Consider the following 21,163-nt stretch of genomic DNA (forward strand, 5'->3'; position numbering starts at 1 on the left):
CCCGACATGCGACCCCTGAACGGCTCTGAACGACCCAGTATTGCTACCTGAAGTGCAACCCTGGTGCCCGTGGGCTGAGGCTGAGGAACGAAGCCCCAGACCGTCGATCGCCCCCGGCCCTGCATGGCGACCAACCGACATCAGGCGATCGTAAGGGTGGCATCGGTCTTGCCTTTGGCGACCATCCCGGAGCTGGAACGACCTTGCCTGAGGCAATGGAACCGAATGTGGCCGTTCGGCGATACGGTTTGTTCGTGCAGATCACATATCGTCCACGTTGGTCGATCGCCTTCTTCTCTGGTGGCATCAGTGCCGTAGTGTTCGCTCTTGCTTATTGCCTCCTAGCTATCGCTCTTGGCCAGCCCGCGGGGTTGATTGCCGTGGTTGCTGTGGTGCTGAGCGTTACTTACCTAGCTTTGGTGGTGGTGAGGGTTCGGCGACGAACCCTGACTGTCACCGAGGACAGGATGATCGCTCAGCGCGATGCCTACAGGGTCACCGTGAACTGGGCCGATTTCGTCGACGCGCAGCCCAAACGCATTGGTGGCCTGTATCCAGTCGACGTGATGACCTTCAGCGTTGGCATTGTGGAGCCGATTGACGCGAAAGGGCATCGACGCAAGGCGGTTCCCCCGGAGGTCTACGAGATCGGCGCCGATCGGCGGATTCAAGTAGGCGTCTACGTCTCTGACTGGCACATGGAGCCGATTGGTGAGTTGGTCACTCGTCATTCGCCACCGGCTAAGAGCGCCTAACAGAACGATTTCTGTTGTGCCGTGATCTCTTGCTGGAGCCGAGGAGAGGGCGCCGGGGGCCAAGCTGAAGCCGTGGGAGGTCAGCGATGAGCTGTGGGTGATCGAACCGCTTCTGCCGCAGCGTCAGCGGCGGTTCGGCATCAGGGCGTAAGCGGCTGGATGACAGGCTGGCACTGCAGGGCATCCTGTTCGTGTTGCGCACCGGGATCGCCTGGAGCACCTGCCCCAAGAGCTCAGCTTTGGCTCGGGCATGACGTGCTGGCGACGCCTGGCCGAGTGGAACGCCTCCGGCGTGTACGCTCCGCGGCTACCGGCAACTCATCGCCGACCACATCAAGCCCGTCCTCGGCAAGAAGAAGCTCGACAACCTCTCACGGACCGACGTACGTCGGCTCATCGAGGCCAAGGCGGACTCGGGCCTCAAGGCAGCCACAGTCAAGCAGATCCACGCACTGATCAGGAACGCGTTCGCCCGCCGGACCGACATCGATTTCGGCAACGGGCACCACACCGTACGGCAGAGCCTCCAGCGGGCGGACGCAAGCCTTCAACTCGTCGATCCCAAGACCGACCGCTCCAGGCGTACCGTTCCCGTTCCGGATCCGACCCTTGCCGCGCTCCGCAAGCACAGGCGCGTACAGGCCGCCGAACAACTCTTCGGATGACCGTCAGATGACCGAGGGCCGGACTCCCATCAGCGGGATCCCGGCCCTCTTGGCTGTAAAAGATGGCTGTACAACCTCGCCCGACATGATCAAGGTGAGGTGTTCGAGCTGGTAGGGCGCCCGGGGCTCGAACCCGGAACCTACGGATTAAAAGTCGCGAGTTTTTATGTCGCGAGCAATCTTGGCGTATTCGATTGTGTCGCTCTGCCGCGTTATGCCGCCCGGAAAATACCCAGGCCTGTCGCCCGATGTCTACGCGTGTCGCTGACCGAAGAGCACGTGGCGAGCACGGAACACCGGAACGGCGGCCGATCGCTGATATGGGTCAGCTCTGGTCGGTTCTTGCTCTGCCGACGATGGTTGACAGGTGGCCGCGGTAAGTAGTGCCGAGCCTGGTCACCTCGCCGACGAACGTCCCTCGGCCTTCAGTCATCTGGCTGACCCAGTTCTCGGGAAGCAACACTCGTTCGCCGACCGTGAGGGGTGGCTGTCCACGCCACCGATAGGCGTACTTGCCGACCTCGACGACCTGGTCGCCGTTGATCTCGTAGTAGCGCTGGGCGTCGTCGAGATGCTGCTCCAGTTCGGCGACACGCCGCTGAAGTCGCTCGATCTCCTGCCGGGCCGTCGAGCGCGCTGTCATGCCCGCCGGAGTGCCCCTCCCGTCGGCCGCGCTGGTACGCCTCGGACAGGGCCCGTTCATGGTCGGTGATGTGAGTACCGCACACCACGTCGGATCCGTAGACGCGTTGTTTGCGCGAGCTGCCCGAACGGGCCGGTCGCCCGCACAGTCGGACTTCGAACGTTCGCTCGCTCATCGCCCACCCATTCATATCACCGCATTGATCGATCTCGTGGTTGTTCCGGTCAGGCGGAGATGGAGGTGCGGGCGCCGGATATCAATCCTTGCAGGTTGGAGGCATCGTGGACGCTCCATCCTTTTGGATGGGCGCTTCGAGCGCTGCGCCAGATGGAGCCGGCGCACGATCGCCTCGGACGCCGAGGCGATCCGCTCCTGCGCCGTCACCGGCAACGCCGGCACTTGAGCGGGCTCGACGCCGCCGGATGGGTATTCACTTGCGGGGACAGCGATCAGTGAGACGCGACCACTGAGCGGCGCCTCCGCGGCCGCGCAGCGGACGCCTCGAAATCCGTGTCAATCCACCGAGTTTCTGCCCCCGCCTTGTCAGGGGCCAGGGTGGTAGATCAGGTGCAGGACGCCGGTGGCGAAGGTGGCCGAGTGGACCAGTCGCAGCGGGGTCGGACCGCCGTCGGCGAAGAGCCGCTCCCCACGGCCGAGGACGACCGGGTGGATGAGGAGGTGCAGTTCGTCGAGCAGGTTGTCGCGCAGCAGCGATCGCACCAGGGTCAGGCTGCCGCTGATGGTGATGTGCCGGTCCGGCCCCTGTTTGAGGGCGGCGAGTTCGCCGGAGACCGGGCCGGGGATGACGGTGGTGTTCTGCCAGGCCGGGGAGGTCAGCGTGGTCGAGGCCACCAGCTTGGGCATCGAGTTGATCCGGTCGGCGAACGGCACCTCGCCGCCTCTGCCGGGCCACGAGGCGGCGAACACCTCGTAGGTCCTGCGTCCGAGCAGGAGGATGTCGGCTTCGTCGAGCTGGCCGGAGACGGCCGCGGCCATCTCCTCGTCGTAGTAGGGGAAGTGCCACTGCTCGGGGGCTTCCACGACACCGTCCAGCGACACGAACACCTGCGAGACGATGGTGCTCACGCTGTGGCCTCGGTGAAGAACGCGGCGAGCGCGGGGGCGATGGCCTCGGGGTCCACGTTGTGAGGCTGACCGGTGAGGGTGGCTCGCCGGACGTCCGGCAGCAGGTCGGCCACGGCCTGCGCCGTGCTGCTGATCCACGGGATGGTCTCGCCGTCGATCACCAGGGTGGGGGCCGTGACGCCGGTCAGCCGATCGGCGGGCAGGGAGAAGTCGCCGGTGATGGTGGCGTCGTAGATGAGCGTGTGGGCCACGGCCTCCATCGCCGGCCAGCCCGGGAAGTCGCGCATCGGGGCCACGAACTCGGCCGGGATGCCGACCGCGGCGGTGAGGAACAGCTCGCACATGTCGCCCCGGCGGCCCTCGGCCAGCAGCGCCACGAGCTGCTCGCGGTAGTCGGCCGGCACCGGCGTACGGGTGCCGGGCAGGATGTAGGGGACCTCCCACACCGCCAGCCTGTCGACGGCGAGCCCGCGGGCGGCGGCCTCCAGGGCGATGATGCCACCGCCGGAGGTGCCGTACAGGTGCGCCGACCCGCCCGCCGCGGTGATGAGCGCCTCGATGTCCTCGTATTCGCGGTCCACCGCGTAGGGGGCGGTGTCACCGCTGTCGCCGCGGCCGCGCCGGTCGTAGTTGTAGACGGTCAGGTCCTTGGCCAGCAGCTCGGCCAGGGGCGCGTTGGCGGATCGGTCGGTGGGGCCGGCGCCGATGAGGATCATCGCCGGGCCCTGCCCGATCCGGTCGTAGGCGATCGCGGTGCCGTCCTGCGAAATGACCTTGTCCATGTCGTTTCCCTCGTGTTCGGTGTTCGTCGGTTGCATGATCAGAATGCTTCACGTGGCAGCTGTTCGACATCCGTGGACTCCACTGATTCGCCACTGAGACGTCCGTGACGTCCATACGTACGTGATGATGTCCGGATGATCGCAAAGGTGTCCCAGCGCGAGGCCGAGGTGCTGGCGGCGGTGGCGGCGCGGCTGTCGAACGCGCAGATCGCGAACAGGTTGCGCATCTCCGTCCGCACGGTCGAGAGCCACGTCGCCTCGCTGCTGCGCAAGTACGGCGTGGCCGACCGGCAGGAGCTGGCGCAGCAGGCGGTGCAGGCCGGTGTGGACCGCGACATCCCTGACACGCCGCAACCCGGGGTTCCCGCCCCGATGACCTCGTTCGTCGGGCGCGAACGGGAACACGAGGCGGTCCTGGCGGCGTTCGGCGCCTCCCGGCTGGTCACCCTGCTGGGTCCCGGCGGCGCGGGCAAGAGCCGCCTCGCGGCAGAGATCTGCTCCTCGTACCCGGCCGGCGGGACATTCGTGGATCTGGTTCCCGTACGGGACGGGTTCGTCACGCAGGCGGCGGCCAAGGTGCTCGGGGTCGGTGAGCGCGCCCAGCAGCCGTTGGAGGACGCCGTCATCGAACGGCTCCGCCGCGATCGGGCGCTGCTCGTCCTCGACAACTGCGAGCACGTGCTGGACGCCGCTGCCGGTTTCGCGGAGCGAATGCTGGCAGCCTGCCCGGGCACCCGGATCCTCGTGACGAGCCGCGAGCGCCTCGGCGTGCCCGGCGAACGTACCGTGCCGATCGGCCCGCTGCCCCTGGACTCCGACGCGGAGGCGCTCTTCCTCGACCGGGCCACCGCGGCCGATCCGGAGTTCGACGCCGACCCGGCCCTGCTGACGGAGATCTGCGCCCGCCTCGACGGCATTCCCCTGGCCATCGAGCTCGCCGCGGCCCGCAGCGCCTCTCTGGGGCTTGCCGGACTGCTCGTCGCGCTCGACGACACGCTGAGGCTGCTCACCGGAGGACGGGCCGCCGACCGGCGGCATCGGTCCCTGCGCGCGGTGCTCGAATGGAGTCACGACCTGCTGGACGAGGAAGAGCAGGCGCTGTTCCGGCGGCTGTCGATGTTCTGCGGCGGCTTCGACCTGGCCGCCGCGACGGCGCTCACCGCCGGCCGCCCACCCGGCGCCGTGAGCCATGTGCTGGGGCGGCTCGTCGACAAGAGTCTCGTCGTACGCACCCAGGGGACGGCGAGCCGATGGCGGCTCCTGCAGACCGTCAGAGCCTTCGCCGAGGACTTGTTACGAGGCGCCGGCGAGTACGACGCGGCTCGGGAACTCCATCTGCTGTGGGCCGCCGGTACCGCGACGGCGATGCAGGAGCGGCTGATCGCCGCCAGACAGCACGACGCCGGGGCGGCGGCGCCGGTCGATGACAGCGAGAAGGACGGCGCCGAGGTCTGGCGGCGGGAGTTCGACGAGGTCGCAGACGATCTGCGGGCGGCGCTGGCCGCCGCACCGCCTGGACCGGGCGAGGCTGCGCACGGCCTGGCCCGCTCGCTGGGGCAGCTCACCTTCGCCCGCCGGTTCCTGGCCGAGGCCCAAAGCCACTACCGGCAGGCAGCCGAACGAGCGCCCGGCCCCGCCGAAGCGGCCAAGGACCTGCGGAACGCGGCCGACTGCTCCCTGGACAACATCTCCGGGCAATACGTGTTCGACCTGCTGCTCGCCTCGGCGGCGCAGGCCCACGCCGCGGGCGACGAGAACGGCCGCGCAATCGCCCTGGCCCGTGCGGTGGAGACGGCAGCGAGGTTTCTCGCCTCCTTCCCCGAAGGCATTCCCGGCGAGCGGCTTCGCCGTCATCTCGCGGAAGCCGCCGAGGCCGGAGACCCCGGCGACCCGATCGTGGCGGCGGCAATCGCCGCGGCGGCAGCCTGGACCGAGCGGCCGGGCGCCTTCGACCCGGACCCGGCCCTGGCCGCCCGCGCGCTCGCCGTCGCACGGACGACGGGCGACGCCGTGCTCATCAGCGCGGGACTCGACGCGGTGACGACCGCCGCCGTACGGGCCGGCCGGCATCGCGAAGCCCGGCGGCACACCGAGGAGCGGCTGGCACTGCTGTCCGTGATGGACCGCGACGACCCGCGTTCGGCCATCGAGATTGTGGACACCCTGCACGTGGCCTGCACCGACGCGATCGTCGCGGGAGATCTGCCCGCGGCGATTACCGCCGGTCGGATCATGATGGCCGACGACCTCGTCGGGGACCACCCCTACATTTCGGCCAGCAGGCTGATCCCCGCGCTCGTCCTCACCGGGGACCTCGGCGCGGCCCTGCGCTACGGCGAACGGATGTGGGCGGGCTGGGAACGAGCCGGCCGGCCCCCGGCCGGATGGCTGCTGCCTTCCGTGTCGGCCGTGGCGCTCGCCCACGGGCTTCTCGACGACCGGGTCCGTTTCCGGCTCTGGCGTCACAGGGCCGGCGTGGTGGTCGACCACGCGCAGGCCGGGCATGCCCGGCTGACTTCCTTCGGCGCGTTCGTCGATGCCCGTGCCGCGCTGCAGTCCGGTGACCTGAGCGACGCGGCCGCCCTGGTGGGGAGGGCTTTCGGCACGTTCTCGATGGGACGTTACGCGGCGTACGCGCAGGCGGCGGGAGCCGAGCTGGCCGTCGTCGCCGGGCTGCCTGATGCCCCGGACCGGCTCGCGGCCGCGCTCCTGACAGCCGGTGAGAACCACTGGGCCTCGGCATGCCTGGCTCGCGCCGGCGGCAGGCTCCACGCGGACCCGGACGCGCTGACGGCCTCGGTCGCCCAGTGGGAGGGCATCGACGCCCGGCTGGAACGGGCCCATACCCTCCTGCTGATCCCACATCGCGCCGAAGAGGGCCGAGCCGCCCTCGAAGCACTGATCACGAGGACGGGTAGGAGAACCCCGTAACAGGAGTCCTCCACGGATACTCACATGCTGCTTGAACTGCATGGACGTAATCGTCGGCAGACGCAAGGACCCCATGCGGGCTTCGGCGAAGTCCGCGAGCCACCACGAGGTCACCTGTCAACGTCTTGGTTTCCGGGGTTGACGGTGGTGGTTCGCCGATCACCGCCGTGTTCGGGCCAGCGCGTCCTGTGCCTGCGCCAGAGTGGGGTGGGTGGGAAATATGCGCCCCAGCAGGCCGGTCCTGCGGAGCAGTTGTTCACATGTGCCGTGCAGGCCGATCAAGGCCAGCGCGCCGCCGTCATGGTCGATCTGCCTCCATGCGGACCAGGCTGCTCAGTCCGGAGGAGTCGCAGAACTCCACCCCGGACACGTCCATGATCACTAACGGTGGGTTCTGCTGCCGGCACACCTTGACCACTTCGTGTTCCAGGTGCGTGGCAGTGTTCAGGTCCAGTGCGCCGTGGACGGCCACCACCTGGCCCGGAGGCGCCGCGCGCATGCTGAGCCGCAAGGGCGGCGGGTCGTTCGACATCGGCTGCGAAGGCATCGACGCCTCCTCTCGGGAGGCGCTCTGCCCCGCGCCCGCTTGAGCCTCTTCGAGTGGGCTTGGCGATCTCATGGATGGAGGAGGCTTGTCGATGGGGAGCAAGGGCGTCGCCAGCAGCCGGACCCCTGGGCCGTTTCCCCCTTAGCCGCAGGGGTAGGGGTGTCGCGAGTCAGGATCTGATCGCACTGCGGTTGTCGTCGCTCTCGTAAGTCACGCTGATCGCGCCATCGAAGGGACCATGATGTCCAAGGCGCCGTCGGCCATTCCATTGCCCGTGCCGACCGTCGCGGCCCCTCCGTCGTCTGATGTCCCGACCTCTGTCGACATGTTGCGACGAGGGGGCGGGCGTGCGGCGCGTTCAGATGGCAGCTCCCTCGGAGGGCAGCCGGTCGCCCCCGGTGACCGGCGATGAGCGGGCGTGACCGGTGAGCGGGATGTTCGGGCCGCCGCCGGAATGCCGAGACCCGCTGCTGACCTGGGCACTGAGTACGTCCGGGCCGGGTGGCGCGGCCGCGTACGATCAGAGCGCATTGCGGAAGGGCGTGAGCGCCCATGCCACCCAGCAGGGGCTGTCGTCGGCTCGGCGGGAAGATTTTGAACTGGCGGTGCACGAAGGTGTGGCCAACGTGTTCGATCATGGTGGTGGATCCGGGCGGGTCCGCCTGTGGCAGGCCGATGGCCTGCTGTGCTGCGAGATCAGCGATCATGGCCCCGGGATCCCGGCCCGCCACTACCAGCAGCGGGCATCGATGCCTGCCCGCGACCGTGACCACGGCCGCGGGCTGTGGCTGATGGCCGAGCTCAGCGACTCGCTCACGGTGACCACCGGCCCGGCCGGCACGACCGTCGTCATCGTCGTCCGTCTGCGGGACTGACTTTCCCGCCACCGAACGCGTGATCAGGGTGTGGGGTCCTCGCGGGCGGGCTGTCGGGTCCGGCCGCCTTCGTTGTCCCAACCGGCCAGGCGCTGCTCCTCCTCGGCGGCGGTGTCGGCGGGACCGTCGTGGTCTGCGGCGGTGAGGAGGTCGCCGGAGCGGGTGCGGCCTCGGCATCGGGTGGCCAGGTCGAGTGCCTTCTCGGCGGCTGCGGGTGTGGTGTCGGGTGGGATGACGAGCAGGTTGATGTGTTCGATCCCCGGAATGATGAGGTTGATCAGGTGGGGGTCGATGGTGCGGAACCAGCCCACTCTGACCTGGCGGCCGGGGGCGGCGATGCGATGCGGGATGTTGTGCCAGGTGTCGACGTGCAGGCCGACGCGCAGGACCCGCCGCTCCAGCCGCTGGTCGATGGCGGCGATCAGTGCGGGCAGTTCCGCGCCGGCGTCGTAGCCGGCGGGCCACCACGCGCCGTCCACCGCGCCTCGACGTGCGAGGTCGGGATCGAGGCTGAGCCGCACCTCCTCGGAGCCGGTCATGGGGAGGGCTCGCGGCGTCGTGCGGCCAGGCGCGCCGGGGTCGGCCAGCGTACGTCGCGGGCCCAGCCGAGCCGCTCCAGCAGTCGGATCAGCCGGGCGGAGAGGTCGATCTGGCCGGGCAGCACGCCGTGGCGGGCGCAGGTGGGGTCGGCGTGGTGGCCGTTGTGCCAGCTCTCGCCGAATGACAGGAGAGCTAGTGGCCAGAAGTTCGCGGCCCGGTCTCCGGCGCGGGTCATCAGCGGCCGTTCGCCGAAGACGTGGCAGATGGAGTTGATCGACCAGGTGACGTGGTGCAGCAGCGCGATCCGTACCAGAGCGCCCCAGAAGAATGCGGTCAGCGCGCCACGCCAGGTGCCGGTGACCAGCAGGCCGATCGCGGGCGGCAGCAGCAGCGAGGCTGCCACCAGCGGTCCGAACAACCGGTCCACCCGGCCGATGCCGGCGTCGTTGAGCAGGTCCTTGGCGAAACGTTTCCGATTGGTGAGGTCACGCCCGAACATCCAGCCGACATGCGCGAACAGCAGCCCCTTGGCCAGGCCGCGCACGCTGCTGCCGTAACGCCAGGGCGAGTGCGGGTCGCCGTCACGGTCGGCGAAGGCGTGATGGCGCCGGTGGTCGGCCACCCACTGGATGACCGAGCCTTGCACCGCCAGGGACCCGGCTACGGCCAGACCGATCCGCAGCCACTGCTCCGCCTTGAACGCGCCATGGGTGAGATGGCGGTGAAAGCCCACCGTGACGCCGAGCCCGGTCAGGACGTAAGCCGAGGCGGCTATCGCCACGTCGGTCCAGCTCAGCCCCCACCCCCAGGCCACCGGCACGGCGGCGGCCAGCGCCGCGAACGGCACCAGCACGAACACCCACAACGCGACCATCGCCGCGACCGGTTTACGGCCGCCGATGAGCGGTGCCGCGCCGGCCCGCTCGATGACACCTGTTCCTGACGAAGCCATGCCGACTTCCTCCCCCGAACGGCAGCGTCCTTTCTCCCCCTGGACAGCAATTCACCTGCCCACACGCACGGAAGCCACTCCCGTGTCGATGCCAAGCTTCGGACGGGCGGGGGACATCCCACCGCCAACGGATCGGGCGCGCCCGTCCCGCATGAGGCCGCCACGGCCCGGACACCACCCGCGCCCGCCCCCGAGCCCGTCAATCCTTCTGTTCGGGTTCCTTCCCAGGAGGCGCCGCCTGCGCCGGTGGTTCGGGGACCGGTCCCGCCGGGAGGGCGAGCGGGACGTCCTTGAAGAGTTCGGGGACGGCCCGGTAGAGGATGGCGGTGATCGGCACGGCCACCACCGCGCCCGCGATCCCGGCCAGGATGCCGCCGACGGCCAGCACGATGATGATCGCCAGCGGGTGGAAGTGCAGCACCCGGCCGACGATCAGCGGCTGGAGCACGTGGTTCTCCAGTTGCTGCTCGACGATCAGGATGCCGACGAAGATCAGCGCGTAGATCGGGCCCTTCGCGCCGAGCGTGACCAGCGTCGCGACCGCGCCGGCGAAGAGGATGCCGACGATCGGGACGAAGCTGGCCAGGAAGATCAGTACGGCCAGTGCCGCCCACAGCGGTACTCCCATGACGGCCAGCACCACACCCATGAGCACGCCGTGCACCGCGGCCACGGCCACCGTGCCCTGCACGTAGTGCGACAGCGTGGTCCAGGCGGTCCGCCCGGCCCGGTCGACCCGCGGCGCCATCCGGCCGAACCCCTTGAGGAACCAGGACCAGATCTGGTCACCGTCCTTGAGCAGGAAGAACGTCACGAACAGCAGGAGCACGATCGAGGCCAGCGCCTCCACCACCACCACGGTCCCCGCCAGAACCGTCGAGGTGATCTGCTGCTGCCGCTCGGTGACCAGCTTGGCGATCTCGTCCACCCAGCCGCTGAGCTGAACGGGCTTCACGTGCAGAGGGCCGGTGTAGAGCCAGCCCTCCACCGTCTTGGCCGTCTGCCTGACCTGTGTCAACAGGCCGGGGAACTCCTCATTGGCCCGCACGCCGATGATCCAGCCCGTCCCGCCCAGCACGGCGAGCGCGACCAGCATGGTGACCCAGGTGGCGTAGATCGTCCGCAGCCCCGACTCGCGCAGCCGCCGGGTGAGCGGGAACAGCAGCGCGGTCAGCAACAGGGCGACTGCCACCGGCAGGGCGACGATGCGCATCGTCGCCACGAAACCGAGCACGTAGTTGGCCACGATGCCGATGACGATCAGGCACGCGCACCACGCGGCCATCCTCGCCAAGGTCGCAGGCACCAACCGCAACAGGCGCTCCTGAGGTGAGTCCACGCACGGGAAACTTCCCCACCGGTCGGAAATAGGCGCACTTCCCGGCTTCGGTAAAGGAAAGTTGAAGCAGAGAATTTGCGTCACGAGCGCGGCGGCCTGCGTGGTGCCGACTTGGCTTGCGGTGAGCACCGCGGGGGTGAACGCCATCGGGGCGGCCGACACGCGCGAGGTCACCTGCCGACGTCTTGGGTTCCGGGATTGACGATGGCGGTTCGCCGATCACTGCCGTGTCCGGGCCAGCGCGTCCTGTGCCTGCGCCAGAGTGGGGTGGGTGGGAAATATGCGCCCCAGCAGGCCGGTCCTGCGGAGCAGTTGCTCACATGTGCCGTGCAGGCCGATCAAGGCCAGCGCGCCGCCGTCATGGTCGATCTGCCTCCATACACGGACCAGGCTGCTCAGCCCGGAGGAGTCGCAGAACTCCACCCCGGACATGTCCATGATCACTAACGGTGGGTTCTGCTGCCGGCACACCTTGACCACTTCGTGTTCCAGGTGCGTGGCAGTGTTCAGGTCCAGTGCGCCGTGGACGGCCACCACCTGGCCCGGAGGCGCCGCGCGCACGCTGAGCCGCAAGGGCGGCGGGTCGTTCGACATCGGCTGCGAAGGCATCGACGCCTCCTCTCGGGGGGCCCTCTGCCCCGCGCCCGCTCTCTGATGTGTCGCGACGCCCGTCCTGTCACCGGCGCGGTTCGGTACGGCCGGTCGTCATGGCTTCTCCTCAGCGGTGGGTACGCGCAGGAGCAGCAGGGCGGTGTCGTCGCTGTGGTGGTCCCCGGCATACTCGCTCAGGGCGGTCGTGATGCGCTCCAGCGTCTGCTCGGCGTTCAAGCCGTCGTTCAGCCGGCCGGCACAGCGGGCCAGGCGCAGGCGTCCGGGTTCGGTCAGCGGCGCGTTACGGCATGAGGGCCTTTCTGGTCGGCGTGTAGATGTCGCAATCCACACCGAACCGAAGGCCCTCACCCCTTTACAAGATCATTTTTCGCGTGTCGTCTCGACCTAACCTCTGTGGTCAGTACAGCTAGTGGTCGCTGATCAGGGCGTTCAAGGCGGCTGCCTTGTCCGCTTCGGTCGGCAGGCCGTAGCGGCGGGTGGTGTCCAACGAGCCGTGGCCGAGGAGGTCGGCGACCAGGACGGGGTCTGTGCCGTGGCGGATGAGCTGGGTGGCGAAGGTGTGGCGCAGGACGTGCGAGCTGAAGGGCTCGGTGGGGTCCTCGCCCAGACCGACGGCGTCGCCGAGGCCGGTGATGATGTCGCGGGCTGCGCGGTCGCTCAGGCGACCGCCGCGCTGGTTGAGGAACAGCGCTGGGTGGGTGCCGGCTCCCTTCCAGCCGGCGCGGGTTGCCAGCCAGTCGGTCAGGGCCTGGCGCAGGTCGGGGTGGACGGGCAGCAGGCGGATCTTGCCGCCGTCGCGGCCCTGTCCGCGGATGCGTAGTTCGCCCGTGCGGGCTGAGAGGCGCACGTCGGTCAGGTCGAGGCCGACGACTTCGGAGATTCGCAGTCCGGCGTAGTAGGGCAGCAGGGCGACGGCTTTGTCGCGCGGGGAGGCAGTGAGCTGGACGTGGCGGACGTAGCGGCGGGCGCGCCGGGCGTCCAGGACTCGGGGGGCGGTGCGCCGGGAGTCGCGTTCGCGCTGGGTCTGGGGCTTGCCGAGGCCGCGGCGGGCGTAGAAGTCGTCAATGGCCGACAGGTAGGCGTCGATGGTGTTGGGAGCGCGGCGGCCGTCCTTGAGGTGGCGGCGGAAGTCGCGTACCGCGCCGGCGGCCGCGACCGCATCGGTGAGCGGATCGCCGTCCAGGGCGGCGGCGTCGGCTTGGACGGCCAGCCAGTCCAGGTAGCCGCGCAGCCGGGAGGTGTACTTGGTCTTGGTGGAGTCGGCCAGCGGGGCGCGCTCAAGTGCGGCGGTGTAGTCGGCCAGGACGGCGGCGTAGGGAGCGGGGAGCGGGACGGCCCGCGACCGGCGCGGGTTTCCGGAAGCGACTCCGGCCGGCTCCGTGATTCCCGAGGGCGAGTTTCCGGAAGTCATCCACAGAGTCTACTTCCGGAATTATGTGATTCCGGAAGTAGGAGGTAGACTGAAGGTACCGAGGACTTATCGAGCGTTGGCACTCAGGTCTGCGTCGCCCCCGGCGAACCACCACAGGCCCCTTCGAGGGGCCCGGATAGGTCAGCGACCATGACGCCGACACTTCTTTCTCAGCCCGCACCGCTCAGCCCCACTTCGTCCGCGATGCCTCGGGTCGATTCCGCGCTACGGCTCAGTCTCCACCCGGTGCCGAATCGTCGATCGGTGGTGGACGGGGCCTGGTGGCCCTACTCCAGTGACACCGCCGCGGAGTTGCCCGGTCTCATCGCCGCCGTCGACCGACTGCTTGATCGGGTCACGCTCCGCGTCGGCGTGCATTGCGATGCGTGGCAGAACATCCCGCGCCGCATCCCGGCCCGCGGTCGGCAGGTCCGCGTCGGCTGGTTCCGCCACACCGACCCGCGCATGATCACTCTCAGCTTCGCGTCCGGCGAGCCGGTCGTCCTGCTGATCATCCCGTCAGGAACCGCCGCCGGCGTCGCCGAGGCCGTGCTCAAGCTCACCGCCCAGGACACCGCCGGCTTGACGGCCGACGCCATTCTCACTCTGGCGCACCTGCCGGCGGGCCCCGGTCCGCGTGCGTCGGCCGGCTCAGCCCGCTGGGAGAACGAGGGCGGGTCGGTCAACGGGCACAAGGCGGCCTCGTTCACGGCACGGCCGATCCTGGCGTGACCCGCGTGCCGCCTGCCGGCCGGATTGAGCGGTCCAGGCATCGCCCGTTGTCCGGCGGCGGGCCGATCTCCGGCCGGCAGGCATCTCATCGCGTTCCAGCTTCTCCACAGGAGACTTCCATGACCGTCATCGACACCGCCCCACTCGGCGAGGCGAGCGCCTCGGCGCCGACCATCGTGCACCTGGCAGGGGACATCGACATCTTCACCACGGCTCAGCTGCGCAGGCGGCTGATCAACACTCTCGCCCACAGCACCGACCTGCTCGTCCTGGACCTGTCCCAGGTGACCTTCTGCGGCGCCGGCGGGCTGGGCGTGCTGGTCGGCGCTCAAGGCCGGGCCCGGTCACTGGGCATCACGCTCGCCCTGACCGGCGTTCCGCCGCGCATGGCCCGGCTGCTGCACATCACCGGCCTGGGCCACCGATTCCCGATCATCGCATGACCGGCATACCACTCACCTTCGAGCTCACCCCGGCCGGCTATGACGGCAGTTCGCCGTTCCCTCGGCCTGCGACACCGGCGCGGGCCGGAATCACCCCGGTGACACTGACCGCCGCAATCGTGATCGCGCCGTTCCTCGCGCTTGGCGCCGGCATCTGGCTGGCGTGGGGAGTCGGTGTCAGTCTCACCGACCTGCTCCTGGCCGTCGTCTTCTACGTCGTGACCGGGCTGGGGGTGACGGTCGGCTTCCACCGCCTGCTGACCCACCGCTCCTTCACCGCCCGTCCGTGGCTCCGCGCCGTCCTGGCCGTGGCCGGGTCGATGAGCTTCCAGGGCAACCTGATCGACTGGGTGGCCGTCCACCGCCGCCACCACGCCTTCACCGACCGGCCCGGCGACCCGCACTCCCCCTACCGGTACGGCACCGGTCTCGGCGGACGACTGCGCGGCCTGGCCCACGCTCACCTGGGCCGGCTGTTCTCCAGCGAACCCACCTCGGCCACGACGTATGCTCCCGATCTGCTGCGCAACGACCCGGCCATGCTGCGGATCTCCCGCGCCTACCCCGCCTTGTGCGCCGCCTCCCTGCTCCTGCCGTTCGCGGCGGGCTGGGCGATCAGCGGCAGCCTCTACGGCGGGCTGACCGCGTTCATCTGGGCCGGCCTGATCCGTATCGCCCTGCTGCAGCACGTGACCTGGAGCGTCAACTCCCTGTGCCACATGATCGGTGAGCGGCCGCACAAAGCCCGCCGTCATGACCGCTCCACCGACCTGTGGCCGCTGGCCCTGCTGTCCTTCGGAGAAAGCTGGCACAACGGCCACCACAGTGAGCCCAGTTGCGCCCGGCACGGCCGCAGCGGTCGCCAGATCGATCCCTCAGCCGCACTCATCAGCCTGTTCGAACGCCTGAACTGGGCCAGCGATGTGCACTGGCAGCCCCCCGACGTCCTCGGCCACCATCGCACGGTGGCCGGCAAGCACACGCTGCGCACCAGCGCCCCGCGCCAGGGCGGAACCAAGAGGCGTTAGCCCTGGTCAGCACGTTGAGGGAGAAGCTCGTACAGCTGGGAAGAGGAACTAGTGCAAGGGGAAGGGCCTCCAGGGAAGGCATCGCGGTGACCGGTGATGGCGAGCAGCTGCTGGGCGGCTTGCTGAGCGCCAGCCAACTCTCCTCGCTGGAGGATCTGCCAGCCCTGGTCGCCGAGTACGGACGGTCGGCGGGCTTCTCCCAGACCATGGTCTACGTAGCCGACCTGCAGCAGCAGGTGCTGGTCCCGCTGACCGGGCAGCGTGACGTGTTCGGCAAACCGCTCGAACCGATCCGGATCGACGCCACCATGGCAGGACGTGCCTTCCGCAATATGGAGATCGTCGAGGCCCGGCACGTGCTGGATCCCGCCGCGCCCGAGACCGCGCCGACGTCGACGGCAGGTGATGGGCCGCAGCGCCTGTGGGTGCCGTTGCTGAGCGACACCGAGCGGGTTGGCGTCCTGGGAGTGACCGTGGCGCAGGGGTCGGAGAGCGTGGGGTTGCTGGCCGGCCGGCTGGCCTCCCTCGTCTCGCTGCTGGTGATCAGCAAACGCCCGCACAGCGACTCCTATGCGCGCCTGGTACGCGCTCGGCCGATGACGCTGTCGGCCGAGGTGTTGTGGAACCTGCTCCCACCGCGAGCCTTCGCCGATGACGACGTGGTGGTCAGCGCCGCGCTGGAACCTGCCTACGAGGTGGGCGGCGACGCCTACGACTACGCGATCGACAGCGGCACACTGCGCGTGTCGATCTTCGACGCGATGGGACACGACACCGCGGCCGGCCTGACCGCCACCATCGCCATGGGGGCCGGTCGCACCAGCCGCCGCCAAGGCAAAGACCTGCCCGCGACGAGCGAGGCGATCGACGCGGCGATCGACGAGCAGTTCATCGACCGCTTCGCCACAGGCGTCCTGGCCGATCTGGACCTGCGGACCGGTTGGCTGAGCTGGGTCAACCGAGGGCACCATCCGCCCTTGGTGATCCGCAAAAGCCAGCAGGTCGCGACCCTGGACAGCGTGCCCGATCCGCCGATGGGCATCTGCCTGGGCCTGTCCACCGGATTGCTGCGCTACCAGTTGGAACCCGGGGACCGGCTGCTCTTCTACACCGACGGCGTCATCGAGGCCCAGAGCAAGGAGGGGCAACCCTTCGGGCTGGAGCGCTTCATCGACTTCATCGTCCGTCACGAGGCCGACGGCACGTCCGCCCCGGAAACACTCCGCCGGCTGATCCACAGCATCCTGCAGCACCAGCACGGCCGGCTCCAAGACGACGCCACCGTGCTGATGGTCGAGTGGCGCACCGGGCGGCAACAGCAACTCGTCCTGGGAAAGATCGCGGTGCCGGGACCGTAGGACGCAACAGCATGGGCACCGAGCCGGTCGACATCGGTGAGGCCGACGGCGGCCTACCAGGGTCACATGCCGCGGCGCGAGCAAGCCATCTGGTCACCAGTCTGTCCGTGCCTGCCTGAAGCCTCTAGAAGCGATAGTGCTGGATGGCGGTGCCCTTGCGGGCGATGGAGGTGCTCCAGGCCGTCAGGAAGCTGGCCAGGCGGGTCGTCCACGGGTAGTCGGCGACCTCGGGCTCGCGGCCCAGCAGGATCTCGCGTACGAGCTTCAGGCGGGGTTCCAGGCGCTCGATGTCCTGCGGGGTGTCGAAGCCGGGAGACCTCAGGAAGGGGACGACGGACTGGGTGCCGGCGTACTTCCTGGCCGCCCAGACATGGAACCTCGTGTAGCCGTTGAAGCAGATCTCCCCTGTGGGGAAGTGGCGGATGAGGCGGTCGAGGAGCGTGGCCAGTTCCTCCTTGGACAGGAACCCGATCAGGCCGTCGGCGACGATCACGGCGGGGCGGTCGGCGGGGATTTCGCTGATCCATCGGGGGTCGTTGAGGTCGGAGCCGATGGTGTGGAGGTGGGGACGCTCGGGGAGCAGTAATTGCCTGGTCTTGGCCACGCCGGGCAGGTCGACGTCGTACCAGTCGACGGTGGCGGGCGGGTCGACGCGGTAGACGCGGGTGTCAAGTCCGGCGCCCAGGTCGAGCCCGACGGCGTCGGGATTTTTGACGATGAACTGCCGCACGATGTTGTCCATGACCAGGGAGCGGTGCGCGATGCCCACGACGGGGCTGGCGGAGAGCTTGAACTGCCCGGCGTCGTAGTCGAGCTTCTTGACGATGTCGAATGCGGTCTTGTCGTGCAGGATCGAGTGTTTGGCCTGGTAGTCGAGCGCTTTGCCGGCCAGGGTCAGCCAGAGCGTGTTCTCCAGCGGCGTGAGGTCGGGGAGGGTGATGGCCATCGTGTCAGTCCTCTTCCTGTGGTGAGTCGTCGAGGGCGGCCCGGGCCGCGTTGAGGGCGGCGTCGTCGGTGAACAGCCCGTGGGTGTAGAGCTCCAGCGTGGGCAGCGCGAGGCGGCGCAGCACGTCGGGCCCGAACTGCTCGTGGCCCAGTGCCCGCGCCAGCGACGGCGGCATGGTCAGCGTGGCCACGCTGTTGAGCACGGTCAGCACCGCCAGCGCCCGCACGTCGCAGGACGGCCGCATCGAGCCGTCGGCGATCCCGGCCCGCAGGACCTGCTCCGACTCCGCCACCAGCGTGTCGACGAACGTGCCCGCGGCAGGGGTGTCCTCCTCGATCGCGCGCAGCATGTACTGCACCTGGAGGCGGTATTCCTCCGGGTTGGACAGGTATTCACGAAAGAGGTCCTGCATGCCGCTCGGGCCGGCGTTGTCGGCCCGCTGGACCAGGATGCGCAGGACGTGGTCGTCGCAGACGCTCCGGAGCTTTTCCTTGCTGCCGAAGTGGTGGATGACCAGGCCGGGGCTCACTCCGGCGGTGGCCGCGACGGCGCGCAGGTTGGTCTTGGCGAAGCCGTCCCGGGCGAAGTGTGCGATGGCCGCGTTGCGGATCTTGGCCTGGGCGGTCAGGTCCGACGATGCTGAACACATGTTTAGTAGACTAAACAGATGTTCAATGCCTGGCAAGTCGAGGGCAGGCCCGTGATCAAGGGCCTGAAGCGCTTCATAACTCGTCGAGTGGTGCTTGATCCGCGGCTTTGACCTCCAGCCACAACAACCATCGCCCGCACCAGTCCCGCCAGGCGGGTCAGACAGCCTCGTCGCTGCGGCTGCTGGTGGCTGCCGGCGCGTCTTCGCCGGACGGCGGTTCGGTGGCCAGGGCGGCGGGTTCGAGCCAGTCGAGCTGTTCGGCCAGGTGGCGGGCGGTGTCAATGACGCCGGCGATGTGCGGGGAGGGGTTGGCGTCGTGCCACAGCAGGGACCAGGGGTAGTACGTGGTGGGGTCGGTCAGGGGCCGCCAAGTGGTGCCGGGCCGGTTGGAGGAGCGGAAGGAGGAAGGGACGCAGTGCACGCAGCGGTGCTGGAGTACGAGGTCGGCGGCAGCCCGGGAGCTCTCGACGGTGCCTTCGTAGAGAGTGGGCTCGAACCCGGCCGAGCGGCACAGCGCGAGGACGAACTGGTTGAGCTCCGGCGTCTGCGATTCCTCGCCGAGCAGGAGCAGTTCGTCGGCGAGGGCGGCGACGGGTACGCCGTCGAGGACGGCGAAGCGGTGGTCGTCGGGGACCAGCACGCCGAGGGGATCGAGCCTGATGAGTTTGGAGGTCATCTCGGCCGGGGTCTGGGAGGCGCGTCCGATGGCTATGTCGAGGCGGCCGTCGGCCAGTTGCCGGTACTGCTCGGGGGTGCCTGCTTCGATCTGGTGGATCGTGATGCCGGGATGGTTGTCCTGGAGTTCGTGCAGGATCTGCGGCATGGTGTCGTAGCCGGCGTCGATGATGCCGACGCGTAGCGTGGGCGCGGACGCGGCGGCGTTGCGTGCGGCATGCCCGGCCCGGCTGACGTGATGGAGGATCTGGCGCGCCTCGACGAGGAAGGCGGCTCCGGCGGGGGTCAGGTCGACGTGGTGGGTGCTGCGGTCCAGGAGCCGCACACCGAGCTCGCGTTCCAGCCGCTGGATCTGTTGGCTCAGCGCCGACTGCACGATGTGCTCGCGGGCGGCGGCGCGGCCGAAGTGCAGCTCTTCGGCCAGCGTCACGAAATAGCGCAACTGCCGTAACTCCATGCCCGACACCCTTCCTCTCCCAGGCGGTGCCGATGCGGCCGGCGTCTCCCACTGTAGGTCCTCGTGGGTGTGTCAACTTCTGAAGGTGGGCCTGGCCTCACTTGCTGGGCTGAGGCGTCCGGCAGTCGATCTTCGGGTTCATGCCGAGGTGGTTGAGGGGCCGGCCAGGATCGTCACCGCGATGGTGGCCACCTGGTCGCAGTTCTCCACCGGTGCCGTGTAGCACTTGCGCCGGCCTGCGGCGACGGCACCGACGATCGGCCACAGGATCAGCGCCAATGATGCGACGCGCATCGGTTCTGCCTCCATCTTCGTCCTTGCGAGGCCGGCGGGGACGACGGGACCGTTGTCGGCTTCGCCCGCGTCCGGACGGGATCCCGATCCGAGATCTGGGCCCCGCCGGGCGGTTCGTCGAAGTGGGGATCAGCGTTTGAAGGCGTCCCTGGCCCTTTTACCGGCCTGCTTCAGATTGCCGGCGACCCGGTCGCTCTTGCCCGCGACCTGCTGGCGCCGGTTGCCGGAGACACGGCCGAAGCGTTGCCTGGCCCAGCCCTTGAGTACCTGAACCTTGTTGCTGATTTCCCAGCGCAGACTCATCGCGATCTTCCTTCACTGCTCCGCCGCGGTCAGGCGGCTTGGAGCCCCAGTGTCTGCTCTGGCTTGGAAGGGGGAAACGAGCAACGGCCGTGCCGGTCATCACAGGAACTGATGAGCGGTGGGGTATCGGGGTCACTCTCCGGCCGGTGAGAGCGCGCCGGTACGGTGGCGCCGGACGCGTTCGGGATCGGGCCAGCGTACGTCGCTCGCCCAGCCGAGCCGCTCGAACAGGCGGATCACCCCGCTGGACGGGTCGATCTGGCCCCGGTCGAGACCGTGGCGGGCACAGGTCGGCTCGCTGTGGTGGCCGTTGTGCCAGCTCTCGCCGAACGACAGCAGGGCCAGCGGCCACAGGTTCGTCGCCCGGTCGTGGTCGCGGGTCTTGAAGGGCCGGCTGCCGATGAGATGGCACAGGGAGTTGACGCTCCAGGTGACGTGCTGGAGCAGCGCGATGCGGATCAGGCCGGCCCACAGGAAGGCGGTCAGGCCGCCGTACAGGGTGCCGGCGATCGCCCAGCCGGCTGCGAACGGCAGCGCCAGCGACAGCGCGCACAGCGCGGGGAAGGCGCGGGCCACGCGGGTCATGGCCGGATCGGCCAGCAGGTCAGGGGCGTAGCGTTCGGCGGACGTCTGGTCGTCGGTGAACAGCCAGCCGAGGTGGGCGTGGGCAAGCCCCCGAAGCTGCCCGCGCAGGCTGGTTCCGTACCGGTAGGGCGAGTGCGGATCGCCCGGCCGGTCGGTGAAGGCGTGATGGCGGCGGTGCACCGCCACCCAGTCGATCACGTTGCCCTGGAAGCCCATCGACCCGGCGACCGCCAGCACCACGCGCAACCATGGCCGGGCGGTGAAGGAGCCGTGGGTGAGCAGCCGGTGGAAGCCGACCGTCACTCCCAGCCCGGTCACCACGTAGAAGGCGGCGGCCAGGAGCAGGTCGGTGGGCGCGGCCCCGTGCCCCCACGCCAGATAGATCACCGCACCGAGCGCGGCGAACGGCGCGATCACGATCGCCCCGGTCAGCGCGGTCTGCGGCCGCCCGGCCGGCACGTGCTCGCCGGCCCCGGGGAAGGGTGAGGTTCCGTCGTAGTCCCGCCGGCGTCGCACCGGTCGTTCAGAAACAGCCATGAAGCAGCCTTCTTCTCG

General features: G+C 69.1%; 24 protein-coding genes and 1 pseudogene. 9 read left to right on the forward strand and 16 right to left on the reverse strand.

The window, feature by feature from the left end; all coding sequences use genetic code 11:
• Positions 1 to 254: 254 nt before the first annotated feature.
• The 3 genes and pseudogenes from ACIBK9_RS06890 (at position 255) to ACIBK9_RS06900 (ending at position 1,420) form a co-directional block, all read left to right on the forward strand.
• The gene (locus ACIBK9_RS06890) at positions 255 to 755 is read left to right on the forward strand and encodes a hypothetical protein (RefSeq protein ID WP_397155781.1); all 501 of its coding nucleotides are present in this window, start codon (positions 255 to 257) and stop codon (positions 753 to 755) included.
• 64 nt (positions 756 to 819) lie between these two features.
• Positions 820 to 1,053: pseudogene (locus tag ACIBK9_RS06895) on the forward strand (transposase); the annotation flags it as partial.
• A gap of 34 nt (positions 1,054 to 1,087) precedes the next feature.
• A complete protein-coding gene (locus ACIBK9_RS06900) occupies positions 1,088 to 1,420 on the forward strand; it encodes a hypothetical protein (RefSeq protein ID WP_397155908.1) in 333 nt (110 codons plus the stop codon).
• A 325-nt stretch (positions 1,421 to 1,745) separates the two neighbouring features.
• On the opposite strand, the gene ACIBK9_RS06905 is transcribed toward ACIBK9_RS06900, so the two are convergent.
• The 3 genes from ACIBK9_RS06905 to ACIBK9_RS06915 form a co-directional block, all read right to left on the reverse strand.
• A complete protein-coding gene (locus ACIBK9_RS06905) occupies positions 1,746 to 2,063 on the reverse strand; it encodes a hypothetical protein (protein ID WP_397155783.1) in 318 nt (105 codons plus the stop codon).
• A 543-nt stretch (positions 2,064 to 2,606) separates the two neighbouring features.
• Complete coding sequence (locus ACIBK9_RS06910; RefSeq protein WP_397155785.1) at positions 2,607 to 3,149, reverse strand: dihydrofolate reductase family protein; 543 nt, start codon at positions 3,147 to 3,149, stop codon at positions 2,607 to 2,609.
• Positions 3,146 to 3,931 carry an alpha/beta fold hydrolase gene (locus ACIBK9_RS06915; protein WP_397155787.1) on the reverse strand — a complete coding sequence of 262 codons (786 nt, stop codon included), beginning with the start codon at positions 3,929 to 3,931 and terminating at the stop codon, positions 3,146 to 3,148. The genes ACIBK9_RS06910 and ACIBK9_RS06915 overlap by 4 nt, the downstream gene beginning before the upstream one ends.
• A gap of 135 nt (positions 3,932 to 4,066) precedes the next feature.
• Between ACIBK9_RS06915 and ACIBK9_RS06920 the strand changes: the two genes are divergently transcribed.
• Positions 4,067 to 6,862, forward strand: coding sequence for an ATP-binding protein (locus tag ACIBK9_RS06920; protein WP_397155789.1), 2,796 nt, complete (start codon positions 4,067 to 4,069; stop codon positions 6,860 to 6,862).
• Positions 6,863 to 7,160: 298 nt separating this feature from the next.
• On the opposite strand, the gene ACIBK9_RS06925 is transcribed toward ACIBK9_RS06920, so the two are convergent.
• A complete protein-coding gene (locus ACIBK9_RS06925; protein WP_397155791.1) occupies positions 7,161 to 7,409 on the reverse strand; it encodes an STAS domain-containing protein in 249 nt (82 codons plus the stop codon).
• Between the two features lie 434 nt (positions 7,410 to 7,843).
• Between ACIBK9_RS06925 and ACIBK9_RS06930 the strand changes: the two genes are divergently transcribed.
• Positions 7,844 to 8,284, forward strand: a complete 441-nt coding sequence (locus tag ACIBK9_RS06930) for an ATP-binding protein (protein ID WP_397155910.1) — start codon at positions 7,844 to 7,846, stop codon at positions 8,282 to 8,284.
• Positions 8,285 to 8,307: 23 nt separating this feature from the next.
• Here the strand turns inward: ACIBK9_RS06930 and ACIBK9_RS06935 are convergent, their stop codons facing one another.
• From ACIBK9_RS06935 to ACIBK9_RS06960, 6 genes are all read right to left on the reverse strand, one after another.
• A complete protein-coding gene (locus ACIBK9_RS06935) occupies positions 8,308 to 8,823 on the reverse strand; it encodes a DUF5994 family protein (RefSeq protein WP_397155793.1) in 516 nt (171 codons plus the stop codon).
• Positions 8,820 to 9,776: an acyl-CoA desaturase gene (locus ACIBK9_RS06940; protein ID WP_397155795.1), complete on the reverse strand. Its 957-nt coding sequence runs from the start codon at positions 9,774 to 9,776 to the stop codon at positions 8,820 to 8,822. Before ACIBK9_RS06940 ends, ACIBK9_RS06935 begins: the two co-directional genes overlap by 4 nt.
• A 199-nt stretch (positions 9,777 to 9,975) precedes the next feature.
• Positions 9,976 to 11,061 carry an AI-2E family transporter gene (locus ACIBK9_RS06945; protein WP_387660963.1) on the reverse strand — a complete coding sequence of 362 codons (1,086 nt, stop codon included), beginning with the start codon at positions 11,059 to 11,061 and terminating at the stop codon, positions 9,976 to 9,978.
• 273 nt (positions 11,062 to 11,334) lie between these two features.
• On the reverse strand, positions 11,335 to 11,724 hold the full coding sequence (locus ACIBK9_RS06950) for an STAS domain-containing protein (protein WP_397155797.1): 390 nt from the start codon (positions 11,722 to 11,724) through the stop codon (positions 11,335 to 11,337).
• A 96-nt stretch (positions 11,725 to 11,820) separates the two neighbouring features.
• A complete protein-coding gene (locus tag ACIBK9_RS06955; protein ID WP_352321808.1) occupies positions 11,821 to 11,943 on the reverse strand; it encodes a hypothetical protein in 123 nt (40 codons plus the stop codon).
• A 190-nt stretch (positions 11,944 to 12,133) separates the two neighbouring features.
• The gene (locus ACIBK9_RS06960; RefSeq protein WP_397155799.1) at positions 12,134 to 13,138 is read right to left on the reverse strand and encodes a tyrosine-type recombinase/integrase; all 1,005 of its coding nucleotides are present in this window, start codon (positions 13,136 to 13,138) and stop codon (positions 12,134 to 12,136) included.
• Positions 13,139 to 13,288: 150 nt separating this feature from the next.
• Between ACIBK9_RS06960 and ACIBK9_RS06965 the strand changes: the two genes are divergently transcribed.
• From ACIBK9_RS06965 to ACIBK9_RS06980, 4 genes are all read left to right on the forward strand, one after another.
• Positions 13,289 to 13,870, forward strand: a complete 582-nt coding sequence (locus ACIBK9_RS06965) for a DUF5994 family protein (protein ID WP_397155801.1) — start codon at positions 13,289 to 13,291, stop codon at positions 13,868 to 13,870.
• A gap of 119 nt (positions 13,871 to 13,989) precedes the next feature.
• Positions 13,990 to 14,313, forward strand: coding sequence for an STAS domain-containing protein (locus tag ACIBK9_RS06970; RefSeq protein WP_352360947.1), 324 nt, complete (start codon positions 13,990 to 13,992; stop codon positions 14,311 to 14,313).
• 98 nt (positions 14,314 to 14,411) lie between these two features.
• The gene (locus ACIBK9_RS06975; protein WP_397155804.1) at positions 14,412 to 15,341 is read left to right on the forward strand and encodes an acyl-CoA desaturase; all 930 of its coding nucleotides are present in this window, start codon (positions 14,412 to 14,414) and stop codon (positions 15,339 to 15,341) included.
• An 86-nt stretch (positions 15,342 to 15,427) separates the two neighbouring features.
• Positions 15,428 to 16,699, forward strand: a complete 1,272-nt coding sequence (locus ACIBK9_RS06980) for a PP2C family protein-serine/threonine phosphatase (protein WP_397155806.1) — start codon at positions 15,428 to 15,430, stop codon at positions 16,697 to 16,699.
• Positions 16,700 to 16,823: 124 nt separating this feature from the next.
• On the opposite strand, the gene ACIBK9_RS06985 is transcribed toward ACIBK9_RS06980, so the two are convergent.
• The 6 genes from ACIBK9_RS06985 to ACIBK9_RS07010 all read right to left on the reverse strand — a co-directional run bounded on the left by ACIBK9_RS06985 (position 16,824) and on the right by ACIBK9_RS07010 (position 21,145).
• Complete coding sequence (locus tag ACIBK9_RS06985; protein WP_397155808.1) at positions 16,824 to 17,645, reverse strand: class I SAM-dependent methyltransferase; 822 nt, start codon at positions 17,643 to 17,645, stop codon at positions 16,824 to 16,826.
• A gap of 4 nt (positions 17,646 to 17,649) precedes the next feature.
• Complete coding sequence (locus ACIBK9_RS06990; protein ID WP_397155810.1) at positions 17,650 to 18,294, reverse strand: TetR family transcriptional regulator; 645 nt, start codon at positions 18,292 to 18,294, stop codon at positions 17,650 to 17,652.
• Between the two features lie 157 nt (positions 18,295 to 18,451).
• Positions 18,452 to 19,426 carry a LysR family transcriptional regulator gene (locus ACIBK9_RS06995; protein ID WP_397155812.1) on the reverse strand — a complete coding sequence of 325 codons (975 nt, stop codon included), beginning with the start codon at positions 19,424 to 19,426 and terminating at the stop codon, positions 18,452 to 18,454.
• A gap of 138 nt (positions 19,427 to 19,564) precedes the next feature.
• Complete coding sequence (locus ACIBK9_RS07000; protein ID WP_397155814.1) at positions 19,565 to 19,735, reverse strand: hypothetical protein; 171 nt, start codon at positions 19,733 to 19,735, stop codon at positions 19,565 to 19,567.
• A gap of 114 nt (positions 19,736 to 19,849) precedes the next feature.
• Positions 19,850 to 20,023 (reverse strand): CsbD family protein, encoded by a 174-nt coding sequence (locus tag ACIBK9_RS07005; RefSeq protein ID WP_397155816.1) that lies wholly within the window; start codon positions 20,021 to 20,023, stop codon positions 19,850 to 19,852.
• A gap of 132 nt (positions 20,024 to 20,155) precedes the next feature.
• Positions 20,156 to 21,145, reverse strand: coding sequence for an acyl-CoA desaturase (locus ACIBK9_RS07010; protein ID WP_397155818.1), 990 nt, complete (start codon positions 21,143 to 21,145; stop codon positions 20,156 to 20,158).
• Positions 21,146 to 21,163 lie beyond the last annotated feature (18 nt).

Origin of the sequence: Nonomuraea sp. NPDC050227, assembly GCF_044459705.1 — a bacterium.
In the GTDB taxonomy this organism is placed as follows: domain Bacteria; phylum Actinomycetota; class Actinomycetes; order Streptosporangiales; family Streptosporangiaceae; genus Nonomuraea.